The sequence below is a fragment of the Microbacterium sp. Y356 genome, assembly GCF_059445355.1.
In genome coordinates, this window is sequence record NZ_JCAIUE010000001.1 from 1,855,707 (window position 1) to 1,868,678 (window position 12,972).

Here is a 12,972-nt window from a genome sequence, read left to right on the forward strand (position 1 = left end):
TCGGAGTATGTGAGGGTCGTTCCGGAGATTTCGAGAACACCTGTATTCAAACTTCGCCAGGTGTCCGGCAATTACGAGACCGGCGTACTTCAATTTGAACGTCAGGTGAACACGGAGTGACTTTGACACGAGCCACACCCTTCGACCAGCGCGTCCCGCTCTTCCCCCGGAGAGGCAGACACGGCATCCTGAAGCCATGGGGACTTCTACGCGCGCACTGTACGAACGTGGGCGTGACGCCTCAAACGCGCAGCGGTATGCCGAGGCGCGAAAGCTGCTCGCGCGTGCGGCCGCCCAGGCAGCGGATGCCGGACCCGATCTGCAGGCTCGGATCGCCGGCACCACCGCATACGTCCTCGCGCAGACCGGCGAACCAGCCCGCGCCGAGGCAATCTGTCGCGACGCCCTCGCCCTCGGCGGTGTGAGCGCAGAGACCCAGGCGATCCTCGCCGGGCAACTGGGAGTGCTGTTCACTCGCGCCGGGCGTCTTGACGAGGCAGAGGAAATGCTGACGCGAGCGATTGACGGACTCGAGTCGGTCGCCAGGGCGAACTGCCTCATGAACCGCTCACTCGTGCACATGCACCGCCGCGCGTTCGATGCCTGCACCGCCGACCTCGAGCAGGCCGTCGAGATCTATGAGGCTGCCGACGATCTGTCTGCGGCAGCCGAAGCTCGCCACAACCTCGGCTACACGGCTCTGCTGCGCGGCGACCTCGTCGTGGCGCTCGAACTCATGGAGCAGTCACGACCCGTGATCGCCGAAGAATCTCCGGTCAGCGCCGCGATGAGCGACCTCGACCGCGCCGAGGTGCTGCGCGATGCCGGCCTCGTCGATGAGGCCGAGCGCCTGCTCGAGGGTGTCGCCGCGACGTTCGGCACAGCCCGCATGCGCCAGGCCCGTGCCGAAGCCGAGTACCACCTTGCCCGCTCGCTGCTGCGGCACGATCCCCGACGGTCAGGGCAGGTCGCACGCGCGGCGGCCCGACGCTTCCGCGCCCTTCGGGCCGAAAGCTGGGCAGCCCGAAGTGACGCCATCCGCCTCGATGCCCAGCTCGATGCCGGGTCCGCTCCACCTGTCGGAGAGTTCACCGCGACGGCCGCGTCCCTGGAAGCAGCTGGCTTTCCGAGTGAGGCGACGGCCGTCCATCTGAGTGCCGCACTGGCTGGCGTCCACCGTGGCGATGCACCGCTACAGCTGCCGCGCCTTCCTCAGAACGCACCGACCCCGCTGCGCCTGCGCGCCGCCGAGATCCGCACGGCCCGCGCAGTCGCGGCAGGGCGCCCCGCTGAGGCACGCCGTCACGCCGCTAGCGGCCTCGATCTCCTCTCAGACTGGCAGCGTTCGTTTGGCGCACTCGACCTGCAGGCCTCACTCGCGATGCACGGCACGAATCTGGTTTTCCGCGGGCTGTCCGCCGCCGTGGAGAGCGGGGACCCAGGCATCCTGTTCGACTGGTCAGAGCGCGCCCGTCACCTCAGCCAACAGGTCGCCCCCGTCCGCCCGCCACACGATCCGCAGCTGGCCGCCGACCTCGCAGAGTTGCGGATGCTGCGCACCGAACTGTCCGGTCAGGAGTGGACAACGCATCCGCAGGTACGCACCCTCCGTGGCCGCGTGCGCGACCGCCAGTGGTCGGCGACCGGGGCTGGCGACACCCGCCCCCGCGTCTCTCTCACCGAACTGCGCGACACCCTCGACTCTGGCACCGCCGTGCTGTCATATGTGTTCGCCGGCAGCAGCCTCAGCGTCCTCCTCACCTCAGCCGATGACAGCGTGATCGTCGCGCTCGATCTCGCCGCGGTGCAGAAGTCGTCTGCTGGCCTGCGCGCCGACCTCGACGTCTCCGCCTCCATCCGCAGCGGCCCGATGGCCCAGGTCGTCGCGCGTGCTCTCGACGACCGGATGCAGCGCCTGGATGACGCGCTCCTTGCCCCGGTACGCGCGCTTATCGGTGACCGCCGGCTGGTGCTGACGGCACCTGGCATCCTCGCCGGCATCCCGTGGGGGATGCTTCCGACGATGTCAGGGCGCGCATTCACTCTCGCGACCTCGGCGTCGCGCTGGATGCAGGAGCACGACACGACGCGCGTGCCACGGAGTGCGGGATTCGCCGCCGGCCCGCGTGTGCCTCGCGCCGCCGGCGAGGTGCGCGCCGCGGCATCCGTCTGGGAGAACGCCGCGGTTCTCGTCGGCGATGACGCGCGAGTGGATGCCGTCACCGCTCTCGCCGGTGAAGTGGATGTGCTGCACATCGCCGCCCACGGAAGGCACGCGGTCGACAACCCGCTGTTCGCGGGATTTGAGCTCGTCGACGGCACATTGTTCGGCTACGACGTCGACCTGATCGCGCACGCGCCAGACACCGTCGTGCTGTCGGCGTGCGAGCTCGGACTGTCGTCGGTGCGCTGGGGAGAGGAGGCACTCGGGATGACGCGGGTGTGGTTGCACGCGGGCACCCGCAGCGTCATCGCCGCCCCAGCGGTCGTGCCGGATGACATCGCGAGCGAGTTGCTCAGCGTCGTGCACACCGGCCTTAGCCGCGGTGATTCACCTGCCGTGGCGCTTGCCTCAGCATCCGTCGCGACCGGCCACCGCACACCGTTCCAATGCCACGGAAGCGGATTCTGAAGAATATCTCCATTCGATGTATCAGACAGCGACTAAAGCGCTCCTGATCTTTGGAAGGTGTCACGCGGATGCTCCGGAAGGGTGGAGCACGGGAGGCGTGGTCGTTTCTGGGGATGCGCGTGGGGACGCGACGACAGACACCGACTACTCAGGAGGGTGCCGCGGAATGCCGCGGCACCCTCCGCAAGGTTGTGGACGTTCAGGGCGCTGGGGCCCCTGGTTATCGTCCGCGCCCTGTCGTAGCGACGTAAATTCGACGGGGCATCGGCGCCAGCGAGGGGCGCCGACGAGTAGGCGATGGGATGCCGGGCGGGCTCAGGTCGCGACGACGACTTCGTACCCGGCATCGACCAGCGCCGCCGAATCAGCCGCGGCATCCGTGATGACGGTGCCGAAGAGTTCCGGCCCGCCGACGTGCGCGAAAGCAGAGTGACCGATCTTGCTCGAGTCGGCGACAACCACGGCGCGGCGCGCACGGGAGGCCATCATGCGGTTCACGGCAGCCTCGCGCTCGTCGTGCGTGCTCGCGCCGGCCTCGGCCGACAGCGCGTTCACGCCGATGAAGGCGATGTCGAGTTGGATGCCGCTGAGCAGCTGCTCCACGAACGGACCCACCAGCTCGTAGCTGCGGGAGTGTATGACGCCTCCTGTCACGACGACCTTGATGTCGGGTCGCGTCGCGAGCTGGGAGGCGATGTTGACGGCGTTCGTGACGACCGTGAACTCACCGAGGTCTGCGCGGGCGGCGAGCGCGGCGGCGATCGCGGTGGTGGTCGTTCCGCCGGAGAGGCCGACGACGGCGCCGGTGGTGACGAGATCGCAGGCCGCCTGGGCGATGAGCTCTTTCTCGTGCGTACGCTGGTGACTCTTGTACCGGATGGGTAGCTCATACGCGACCGACTGCGCCACAGCGCCGCCGTGGGTACGGATGAGCAGTCGCTGCTCGGCAAGGCTGTCGAGGTCGCGGCGGATTGTCGCCGCCGACGTCTCGAAGCGAGTTCCCAGATCGTCGACGGAGACCTCCCCCTGGTCCGCGAGCAGATCGAGGATCTTCGCGAGCCGCGCTGCGCGTTTCACGCCGCACCTCTGGCGGAGGTCTGACCGGAGGCGAGGGCGAACAGCCGCAGCAACCGGGCCGCCTCATCGGCAACCGCGGCGCGACCGGGCGCGACGTACTTGCGGGAATCGACCAGTCGTTCGTCCGCGGCCAGTGTCTGACGCACGGCGCGCGTGAAGAACCCGTTCAGATGTGTGGAGACGTTGATCTTCGTCATTCCGGCGCGCACACCCTGCTCGATGACATCATCCGCGACACCTGATGATCCATGCAGCACGAGTGGCACATCGAGGGCGGCATGCAGCTGAGCGATGAGCTCGATATCGAGCGAGGCGCTGCGGTCGAGCATCGCGTGGGAGGACCCGACTGCAACCGCGAGCGCGTCCACGCCCGTTGCGGCGACAAAGGCCCGGGCCTCGGAAGGGTCGGTGCGCACGCCTGGCGCGTGGGCACCGTCCTTGCCGCCAACCTCGCCCAGCTCACCCTCGACGTAGACGCCGACGGCGTGGGCTTTGCGCACGACCTCTGCGGTCAGTGCGACGTTCTCGTCATACGGCAGCGCACCGCCGTCGAACATCACCGAACCGAAGCCGAGCGCGATGGCCTCGTCGACGAGCTCTGGCAGCTCGGCGTGGTCGAGGTGCACGGCAACAGGGGTCTCGGCCCGGCGCGCGACCGCGAGGGTGGCCAGAGCAATCGGCTCGAGCCCGCCGTGGTACTTCGCGCAGTTCTGTGAAATCTGCAGAATCACCGGCAGCTGCGCCTGAGCGGATGCCGCGACCAGCGCCTCGGCCGTCTCCAGGTGGATCACGTTGAACGCACCGATTCCACGGTTCTGGGCTGCGGCGTCGCGCACGAGATCGGCGGCAGAGACGAGTGTCATTCGGAGTCCTTCGGGTTTTGGATGGCAGCGACGATCAGGTCGTCTGCGAGCTCTGGGTGCTGCGGCGAGATCTCCCCGGCAAGCGGCATCAGCACGGCCGCTGCCGACCATGCGGTCGCGCGGCGCAGGATGGTCTCGGTATCTGGCATTCCCGCGACGCTATCGCGCTCACCATCATTTTCAGTGGAATCGAGCAGGGTCGCGACCGCGGCGACCGCCGCATCTCCCGCTCCGGTCGGGTTGCCGGCGAGCGGCTCCGGCAGTCGCGCGCAGAGCACTTCGTCTGCGGCGACCGCGTACATGCCCTGCGCACCGAGCGACAGCAGCACGAGCCCGGCGCCTCGACGCAGCAGCTCGCGCGCTCCGTCGAGCGGATCGTCGATGCCGGTGGCCTCAGCCAGCTCTGCCCTGTTCGGCTTGAGCACGGCGACACCGGCATCCGCTGCGGCGAGCAGCAGGGGTCCAGACGTATCGACAATCACCCGGCATCCGACACCTGCTGCAATCAACTCGTCGAGCAGTCCCTCTGGGGCGCCGGGCGGGAAGCTGCCTGAGATCACCAGCACGGATGCTGCGGCAGCCTCTTCCCTCACCACCCGCACGAACTCCGCCCATTCCGAGGCGGTCGGGTTCACTCCGCGCTCATTGACGATCGTGGTGTCACCGAGCGCGCGATCGACCCACGCCACGCTGCGACGAGTGTCAGCCGAGACAGGCAGCAGCCGATGCGGCACCCCGCTGCTCTCCAGCTCGCGGCGCAATGCGTCGCCGGTCGATCCGCCGACCGTGGTCAACGCGCGCACCCGGTAGCCCTCGGCATGCGCGACGCGAGCGACATTGAGGCCCTTGCCACCAGCACGCACGGCACCGGTATCGGCCCGGTGCGTGCCCCCAGCTTCGATGCGATCGATCTCCCACGTCATGTCGAGGGCAGGATTCGGGGTCACAGTGAGAATCACGTCAGTTCCCTTGCCCGCAGGGCAGCCCCGAGGAGTCCGGCGTTGCCCTGAAGCTCAGCGGGGATGAGCGCCGGCATCCGATGGAAGCTCAGGCGCGCGGCAAGCCGCGAGCGCAACTCATCGAAAAGTGCGCCGCCGGCACGAGAAAGCCCGCCGCCGATCACGATCGCCTCCGGGGCGACCATCGCCGTCAGCTGCGCGAGCGAGAGCGTGAGAGCGTCGAGCGCCTCGTTCCAGATGCGCGCGGCGACTTCATCTCCTGCCGCGGCACGGGCGATCACGTCGCGGGCGCCATCCGGCGTGGCTCCGGTCGCCGCGGCATACCGACGGGCGATGGCTCCGGCCGAGGCGATCGTCTCGAGGCAGCCACGGGCGCCGCATGCACATTCGGGACCATCGGCAACGGGAGAGTGCCCGATCTCACCGGCATAGCCGCCGGCGGTGTATGGCTGGCCGCCGACGAGGATTGCACCGGCGATTCCGGTGCCGATGATCAGCACCACGACATCATCATGGGCGCGGGCGCCGCCCAGCTCGTGCTCCGCCCAGCTGGCGGAGCGCACGTCGTGATCGAATGCAATCGGCAGTTGCAGCCGCTGTGCGGCAAGGGCGCGCAGCGGAGCGTCCCGCCAACCGAGATTGCTCGCGAACACGCCGATTCCGGCATCCGCGTCGACGATGCCAGGTACGACGAAACCGAGCGCCTCCGGCACGGCATCCGGATGCTGCATCCGCAACTCATCTGCCAGTCGAGCGATCTCCTCGATCAGTGCCGCTGCCGGGTCATCGCCCAGATCCGGGGTAGGAGTGCGGCGCAACCCGAGGGCCGTGCCATCCGCGTCGAACAGGGCCGACTTGATGTCGGTGCCGCCGACGTCGAAGGCGAGCACCGGCGCGCCCACCCCAATACCTCGCGAGGCCGCAACACCACGCCGAGGCGACGCCGATTCAGCATCGTTTCGGCGTGGTTGTGCGGACTCGGCAGCAGTTGGGGGCATCACGCTTCCAGAATGACCGATCGGCTGAGGTTTCGGGGCATGTCGGGGTCAAGACCCTTGCCGAGCGAACGGTCAAGCGCGACGCGGTGCAGGCGAACGAGATCGGCGAGCGGATCGACATCGTGCTGCACGAAGCGGCCACCGGTGGCCTCGACCTGACCGGCGAGGCCTTCGGGAGCAACGCCGAACTGCCACGTGATGCGGCCGGGAGCGGCGATCGCGATCGGACCGTGGCGATAGTCCATCGACGGGTACGACTCGGTCCACGATTGCGACGACTCGCGCATCTTCAGCGCGGCTTCGTGCGCGAGACCGATCGACCAGTTACGGCCGATGAAGGTGTACTGGTCTGCCGTGGCAAGGGTCTCATCGTCGGTTGCGGCGAGCACTGCTTCTGCATCCGCGATGGAGCGTGCGACGTCGGCATCCAGGCCGAGCGATGCGCGCATGAGCGTCAGCGCGGTGGTGGCGAAGCGGGTCTGCACGACCGACTTCTCGTCGGCGAAGGGCAGCAGCACGGCGTCATCGACCAGGTCGACAAGCGGTGAAGTCGGGTCACCGATCACGCCGATGACCGGAATCTTGCCCTTGATCTGCGCGGTGAGCTCAAGCACCTCGCTGGTGGTGCCGGAGCGGGTGAGGGCGATGACAGCGTCATAGTCACGGTCGAGGAATGCCTCGGATGCCGCGTACGCATCGGTAATGCCCTGGCCTGCGGTTTCACGCAGCGCCGCGTACGACTGAGCCATGAACCACGAGGTGCCGCACCCGACGACAGCGACGCGCTTGCCCGAGGCGGGGAGCACTTTCTGCTCGTCGCGCATGTCTGCCGCGCGCGCCCAGGTTGCGGGCTGTGAGAGCAGTTCTGCGCGCATGTGCGCGCCAGGTGTGGCCTGGGAGAGCTGTGCAGTCATGAATATCACTTTCGTTCTAGACCCATGGGCTGGTGAAGGTTTATGGTGCTTTTGTGCACTAAACAATCATATTACGCCATAGTTACGGTTCGATGACAAGTATGTTGCCTTTTGTTCACACGCTTCACAAATCAGGGTAGTGTCCTACCCATCCAGATCCAAGACGCGGTGAGCCTACCTGCACACCGATGTACACGCACTGCCGCGTGAGCAGTACTTCTCTTTGCGGCTGTGCACCACCACAGTGAGGAATGACATGAAGAAGTCTCTGCGGTTTGGCGCCGTCGCCCTGACGGCGACAGCGACGCTCGCACTCGCGTCCTGCGGGTTCGGCGGTTCTGACACCGGTTCCGCCGGCGGTGGGGATGACGGCGAAGCTGGCGGCACCACCACGATCGACCTGCTCGTACCCAGCTACTCCGACAACACGAAGGGCCTGTGGGAAGACGTCATCGCCGGCTTCGAAGCCGAGAACGAGGGCATCAAGGTCAACCTCGAGGTGCAGTCCTGGGACAACCTCGAGAGCGTCGTCGCCACGAAGGTTCAGGGCGGCGAGGCACCCGACATCTACAACGGTGGTCCGTTCGCCGGATTCGCCGCCGATGAACTGCTCTACGACGTGGAAGAGGTCACCAGCCCTGACACCTTCGCCGACTTCCAGGAATCGTTCATCAAGAATGAGCAGCTCGACGGCACGGCCTACGCGCTGCCGCTGATCGCCTCCGCTCGCGCGCTGTTCGTGAACGACGACCTCCTCGCCCAGGCCGGCGTCGAGGCACCGACCGACTGGGACTCGCTGCTGGATGCCGCAACCAAGGTCTCCGGCCTCGGAGACGGTATCGCCGGCTACGGCATGCCCCTCGGATCAGAAGAGGCCCAGGCCGAGGCAGCCATCTGGCTGTGGGGCGGCGGCGGATCCTTCGGCGACGAGTCCGCGATCACCATCGACACCCCAGAGAACCTGGTCGGCGCCGAGCAGATCAAGAAGATGATCGACGCAGGCGCCACCCAGGCCGACCCAGGGTCGACGCAGCGTTCACCGCTGATGGACATCTTCATCCAGGGCAAGATCGGCATGCAGGTCGGCCTGCCGCCGACGGTCGGCCAGATCGCCGAGAGCAACCCCGACCTGAACTACTCCATCGTTCCGATCCCCACCAAGGACGGCTCGCCGTTCACACTCGGTGTTGCCGACCAGCTGATGGCATTCCAGAACGACGGAGACAAGGCCGAGGCGATCACCGCGTTCTTCGACTACTTCTACACCCCTGAGGTCTACGTGCCTTGGGTGCAGGCGGAGGGGTTCCTGCCTGTGACGAAGTCGGGTTCTGAAGAGCTCGCCGGTGAAGAAGCACTCGCACCGTTCCTCGCTGTACTGCCCGACGCTCAGTTCTACCCCTCCACGAACGCCCTGTGGTCGGCGACCGACGGAGCGTTCAAGGCGCTGTTCGGACAGCTGCAGACCAAGCCTGCAGCAGACGTTCTGGCAGAGATCCAGGCACAGGTCGACGCGGGCTGACGCTCGCAAGCGAAGGGGTTCGGGATAAAACCATGAGCCGTATGACGAAATCCTCGAACCCCGTGGGGGTGGCCACCGGCCACCCCCACACCCCCGAAAATGCGGATGCCGTACCGCAGAAGCGCCCCGGCGCACGCGAACTGCTCACCGCCCTGCCGTGGCTCGCACCCGCGTTGGTGCTGATCATCGGCGTGGTGCTGTTCCCTGCCGGGGTGATGTTCTTCAACTCCACGCGCGACATCTCGCTGTCCGGTCTCGATAAGGGCTCGGTCGGCTTCGACAACTACATCGCCGTGTTCAACTTCCCGGCGTTCTGGCCGATCATGGGCCGCACGGTCATCTGGGTCGTCTCGGTCGTCGTGATCACTGTCGTGATCTCACTCGGGCTCGCGCAGATCCTGAACAAGGCGTTCCCCGGGCGCCAGCTCGTGCGGCTCGCCGTGATCATCCCGTGGGCGGCATCCGTCGTGATGACGACCATGGTGTTCTACTACGGCCTTGAGCCGTACTTCGGCGTCATCAATAAGTTCCTCGTCGACATCGGCATGGTGGGAACTCCTGAGGGATACGGCTGGACCCGAAACCCGGCGACCGCCTTTGCCTGGTCGATCGTGATCGCGATCTTCGTGTCGCTCCCGTTCACGACGTACACCCTGCTCGCTGGGCTCCAGTCCGTTCCTGGTGATGCGCTCGAGGCCGCGAAGATGGATGGTGCGGGCGCCGTGCGCACGTACTGGTCGATCGTGTTCCCCCAGCTGCGCGGGGCGCTCAGCGTTGCCGTGCTCATCAACATCATCAACGTGTTCAACTCGCTGCCGATCCTGAAGGTGATGACCGGGTCGATACCCGGTTACGACGCGGACACGATCATGACGCTGATCTTCAAATACATCGAGTTGCAGAAGAAGGTCGATGTCGCCAGCGCACTGTCTGTGGTGGCCTTCCTCATCGTCATCGTGATCGTCGCGGCATACGTGAAGATCGTCAAGCCCATGAAGGACGTGTGAGATGACCGTCACCGAAACTCGAGTCATCACCACGTCCGGCCGCGGCCGCGCCGCAGCGCCCATCGGTCGTCGGCGTCGCTACACGGCTGACCAGGTGTCGCTGCCCCGCGTCATCCTGCGCATGGTCGCCGGCGCCCTCGTGCTCGGCATCTTCGTGCTGCCGTACCTGATCATGTTCTTCGGCTCTGTGAAGACGAAGTCGCAGATCCGCTCGGTCGATCCGACGTATTTCCCGGTGGAATGGCACTGGGAGAACTACATCAACATGTGGTCGACGCCGGAGACACCGCTGCCGTACAACCTGATCTCGACGATCATCATCGCCGTGTTCGCGACGCTGCTCGTGCTGGTCGTGGCAATGCCGGCTGCGTACTACACGGCCAGGTTCAAGTTCCCCGGACGCATGGTGTTCCTGTTCCTCGTGATCGTCACGCAGATGCTGCAGCCGGCGGTGCTGACCTCTGGCCTGTTCCGACAGTTCACAGTGCTCGGCCTCGGTGACACCTGGGCAGCGATGATCTTCATCAACGCGGCTTTCAACCTGTCGTTCGCGGTATGGATCATGCACTCGTTCTTCGCCGGCATCCCGAAGGAGATCGACGAGGCCGCGCAGATTGACGGCGCCGGGCGCCTGACCGTGCTGTTCAAGATCAGCCTTCCGCTGGTGTGGCCAGGCATCGTCACCGCGATCGTGTTCACGTTCGTAGCGTGCTGGAACGAGTTCGCCGCATCGCTGGTGATCCTGTCCACCGACAAGAACCAGCCGCTGTCCGTCGCGCTGACGAAGTTCGTCGGTCAGTACGAGACCAGCTGGCAGTACGTGTTCGGCGTCTCGATCGTCGCGATCCTGCCCGTGATCATCCTGTTCATGATGATCGAGAAACGTCTCGTCGGAGGCCTGACCGCGGGGAGCGTGAAGTAGCGGCGTCCCGGTAGACCGAGTACCGGCTCAGCGCCCCTCAGCGGCCTCCGTGTGGTGGCGGATGACCTCTGCGACCACGAAGTTGAACCACTTCGCGGCGAACTCAGGGTCGAGGTGCGCTTCCTCGGCAAGCGCACGCAGGCGCGCGACCTGCTGCTCTTCTCGCCCGGGATCGGATGCCGGCATCGCATGCTCTGCCTTGAGGATGCCGACCTGTTGAGTGGCACGGAAACGCTCCGCCAGCATGTAAATGAGCGCAGCATCGATGTTGTCGATGCTGGCTCGCAGTCGCAGCAATTCGGCGCGGGCGTCGTCGGCGTCGGTCATGTGTCTCCTCATCGTCGGCGGTTAAGACGATATCGTGGGTCGGCGCTCTAGAGTGGGAAAATGAGCACCGAACTGCCTGCGGCGTCCGACGATGCCACTTCTACCGTCGACGAATCGCCTGCCGGATCGGGGCCAGATTCCGGCGCAAAAGTGACGGCTAAGAGGCAGAAGCCCGCCAAGACGGAACCTGTCGGAGGTGCCGCGATCACGCCGAAGCCGGTCGTCGAGCCGGTACCGTCGAGCCGTTCATTCTGGACCCGCATCGAGCGCCCGTTCGTGTTCGGATTCCTCGTCACCCTGGGCGGGCTCGCCGCGATCCTGCTCGGACTCGCGCTATCAAATCTGTCGACGGTGATCATCTACATCGCCCTCGCACTGTTCGCCGCTCTCGGCCTCGATCCAGCCGTGCGCTTCCTCGAGCGACGCGGCATGAAACGCGGTTTGGGTGTGCTCCTCGTGCTCGCCGGGCTCATCGTCGCTCTGGGCCTGATCATCTGGGCGATCGTCCCTGTCGTGGTCGCGCAAATCACCAGCTTCGTCAAGGATGTTCCCATCATGGTCGGGGACTTCCAGCAGAGCGATCTCTACGCGACGTTGGACGATCAGTTCGGCGAACAGTTCCAGACTCTGGTCGGCGATGTGCAGGGCTTCCTCACTGACCCCGGCAACATCGCCACAATCGGCGGCGGTGCACTTCAGGTCGGTGCGTCCATCGCCAACGGCATCTCCGGGGCCGTCATCGTGCTGGTACTCATCATCTACTTCCTGGCGACGCTGCCAGGCATCAAGCAGGCCATGCTCCGTCTCGTTCCGGCGCGCGACCGGGGCAATGCCGACATCATCAGCACAGAGATCACCGACTCCGTCGGCGGTTACGTCATGGGCATGGTGACTCTGGCCTTCATCAACGCGATGCTCGTACTGGTCCTGTACACGGTGCTCAGCCTGCCGTTCCCGCTGCTGCTGGCCGTGGTCGCGTTCCTCATCACGCTGATCCCGCTCGTCGGATCGCTGCTGTTCTGGGTCATCGGCACCGGGATCGCCCTGTTCGGCGACAACATCGTCTTCGCGCTGGTATTCGCAGTCATCTACCTCATCTACATGCAGGTCGAGTCGTACTTCCTGACCCCGCGCGTGATGAACCGAGCTATCGCCATCCCCGGTTCGCTCGTCGTGATCGGCGCGCTGGTCGGCGGCACACTGCTAGGGCTCCTCGGAGCACTCGTGGCGGTGCCGGTCACGGCATCCATCCTGATCATCATCAAGAAGATTTGGATTCCCCGCCAGGATGCCAGGGTCTAGAGACCCTCGACCGTGTCGTCCACGATTCCGACGAACTTCGTCCCGACACCCTCGAACTCAACGCGGAGGTGTCCTGGGGCAGGCTTCGGCAGGGCGGATGGCGAGTGGTGACTGCAGCTCACGTAGGTGAACTCGGCGGGCCACCACTTCTTCGGGCGCGCAGTCTCGGTATACCCGCACACAGCGCATGTCAGGGTCGCCCACATCGGGCGGCCGTCCTTCTTGCGGTTGGCCCGTGACTGGGCAAGCCACGCGGGAGGGTCCTGCTCGAGTGCGGCGAACTCCGCCTCGCTCACGCCGTCCTCCAACCCGTGGCGGACGACCATCTCCAAGGGGATGTCGAGCCGGTAGGCGAGGTCACGCTTGGAGATCATTCGTGCGGGTCCTTAGTTTGCATTCCGGCTGGGTGCACCCATTCTCTCAGCTGGTGGCACAACACACGCTGAAGGGTC

12 protein-coding genes are annotated in these 12,972 nt (G+C 65.9%); 5 read left to right on the plus strand and 7 right to left on the minus strand.

All coding sequences use genetic code 11. The annotated features are described in order from the left end of the window. Window positions 1–196: 196 nt before the first annotated feature. Window positions 197–2,632: a CHAT domain-containing protein gene (locus AC1C2Q_RS08880; RefSeq protein WP_495449818.1), complete on the plus strand. Its 2,436-nt coding sequence runs from the start codon at window positions 197–199 to the stop codon at window positions 2,630–2,632. A 315-nt stretch (window positions 2,633–2,947) separates the two neighbouring features. Here AC1C2Q_RS08880 and AC1C2Q_RS08885 read toward each other — a convergent pair whose 3' ends face one another. The 5 genes from AC1C2Q_RS08885 to AC1C2Q_RS08905 all read right to left on the minus strand — a co-directional run bounded on the left by AC1C2Q_RS08885 (window position 2,948) and on the right by AC1C2Q_RS08905 (window position 7,443). Continuing rightward, entirely contained in the window at window positions 2,948–3,709 is a 762-nt protein-coding gene (locus tag AC1C2Q_RS08885) for a DeoR/GlpR family DNA-binding transcription regulator (RefSeq protein WP_495449819.1), read from the minus strand. After that, the gene (locus tag AC1C2Q_RS08890) at window positions 3,706–4,572 is read right to left on the minus strand and encodes a class II fructose-bisphosphate aldolase (RefSeq protein WP_495449820.1); all 867 of its coding nucleotides are present in this window, start codon (window positions 4,570–4,572) and stop codon (window positions 3,706–3,708) included. The genes AC1C2Q_RS08885 and AC1C2Q_RS08890 overlap by 4 nt, the downstream gene beginning before the upstream one ends. Next, complete coding sequence (locus tag AC1C2Q_RS08895) at window positions 4,569–5,531, minus strand: 1-phosphofructokinase family hexose kinase (RefSeq protein ID WP_495449821.1); 963 nt, start codon at window positions 5,529–5,531, stop codon at window positions 4,569–4,571. The genes AC1C2Q_RS08890 and AC1C2Q_RS08895 overlap by 4 nt, the downstream gene beginning before the upstream one ends. Then, window positions 5,528–6,433 (minus strand): ROK family protein, encoded by a 906-nt coding sequence (locus tag AC1C2Q_RS08900; protein WP_495449822.1) that lies wholly within the window; start codon window positions 6,431–6,433, stop codon window positions 5,528–5,530. The genes AC1C2Q_RS08895 and AC1C2Q_RS08900 overlap by 4 nt, the downstream gene beginning before the upstream one ends. A gap of 95 nt (window positions 6,434–6,528) precedes the next feature. Beyond that, on the minus strand, window positions 6,529–7,443 hold the full coding sequence (locus AC1C2Q_RS08905) for an SIS domain-containing protein (RefSeq protein ID WP_495449823.1): 915 nt from the start codon (window positions 7,441–7,443) through the stop codon (window positions 6,529–6,531). 256 nt (window positions 7,444–7,699) lie between these two features. On the opposite strand from AC1C2Q_RS08905, the gene AC1C2Q_RS08910 reads away from it, so the two are divergent. From AC1C2Q_RS08910 to AC1C2Q_RS08920, 3 genes are read left to right on the plus strand one after another with little or no spacing between them, the layout of a single operon-like run. Then, window positions 7,700–8,962 (plus strand): extracellular solute-binding protein, encoded by a 1,263-nt coding sequence (locus AC1C2Q_RS08910; protein WP_495430735.1) that lies wholly within the window; start codon window positions 7,700–7,702, stop codon window positions 8,960–8,962. 32 nt (window positions 8,963–8,994) lie between these two features. Continuing rightward, window positions 8,995–9,969: a carbohydrate ABC transporter permease gene (locus tag AC1C2Q_RS08915; RefSeq protein ID WP_495449824.1), complete on the plus strand. Its 975-nt coding sequence runs from the start codon at window positions 8,995–8,997 to the stop codon at window positions 9,967–9,969. Between the two features lies 1 nt (window position 9,970). Further along, complete coding sequence (locus AC1C2Q_RS08920; RefSeq protein WP_495449825.1) at window positions 9,971–10,891, plus strand: carbohydrate ABC transporter permease; 921 nt, start codon at window positions 9,971–9,973, stop codon at window positions 10,889–10,891. A 27-nt stretch (window positions 10,892–10,918) separates the two neighbouring features. On the opposite strand, the gene AC1C2Q_RS08925 is transcribed toward AC1C2Q_RS08920, so the two are convergent. Next, on the minus strand, window positions 10,919–11,218 hold the full coding sequence (locus tag AC1C2Q_RS08925) for a chorismate mutase (protein WP_495430738.1): 300 nt from the start codon (window positions 11,216–11,218) through the stop codon (window positions 10,919–10,921). 60 nt (window positions 11,219–11,278) lie between these two features. On the opposite strand from AC1C2Q_RS08925, the gene AC1C2Q_RS08930 reads away from it, so the two are divergent. After that, on the plus strand, window positions 11,279–12,520 hold the full coding sequence (locus AC1C2Q_RS08930) for an AI-2E family transporter (RefSeq protein WP_495449826.1): 1,242 nt from the start codon (window positions 11,279–11,281) through the stop codon (window positions 12,518–12,520). On the opposite strand, the gene AC1C2Q_RS08935 is transcribed toward AC1C2Q_RS08930, so the two are convergent. Continuing rightward, window positions 12,517–12,894, minus strand: coding sequence for a hypothetical protein (locus AC1C2Q_RS08935; RefSeq protein ID WP_495430740.1), 378 nt, complete (start codon window positions 12,892–12,894; stop codon window positions 12,517–12,519). The two genes, AC1C2Q_RS08930 and AC1C2Q_RS08935, sit on opposite strands and share 4 nt — an antisense overlap. Window positions 12,895–12,972 lie beyond the last annotated feature (78 nt).

Excerpts from the sequence above, each read along its gene's own strand:
- AC1C2Q_RS08880 (WP_495449818.1), top strand. The coding sequence starts at position 197 with ATGGGGACTTCTACGCGCGCACTGTACGAACGTGGGCGTGACGCCTCA.
- AC1C2Q_RS08890 (WP_495449820.1), bottom strand. The coding sequence starts at position 4,572 with ATGACACTCGTCTCTGCCGCCGATCTCGTGCGCGACGCCGCAGCCCAG.
- AC1C2Q_RS08905 (WP_495449823.1), bottom strand. The coding sequence starts at position 7,443 with ATGACTGCACAGCTCTCCCAGGCCACACCTGGCGCGCACATGCGCGCA.
- AC1C2Q_RS08910 (WP_495430735.1), top strand. The coding sequence starts at position 7,700 with ATGAAGAAGTCTCTGCGGTTTGGCGCCGTCGCCCTGACGGCGACAGCG.
- AC1C2Q_RS08915 (WP_495449824.1), top strand. The coding sequence starts at position 8,995 with ATGAGCCGTATGACGAAATCCTCGAACCCCGTGGGGGTGGCCACCGGC.
- AC1C2Q_RS08920 (WP_495449825.1), top strand. The coding sequence starts at position 9,971 with ATGACCGTCACCGAAACTCGAGTCATCACCACGTCCGGCCGCGGCCGC.
- AC1C2Q_RS08925 (WP_495430738.1), bottom strand. The coding sequence starts at position 11,218 with ATGACCGACGCCGACGACGCCCGCGCCGAATTGCTGCGACTGCGAGCC.
- AC1C2Q_RS08930 (WP_495449826.1), top strand. The coding sequence starts at position 11,279 with ATGAGCACCGAACTGCCTGCGGCGTCCGACGATGCCACTTCTACCGTC.
- AC1C2Q_RS08935 (WP_495430740.1), bottom strand. The coding sequence starts at position 12,894 with ATGATCTCCAAGCGTGACCTCGCCTACCGGCTCGACATCCCCTTGGAG.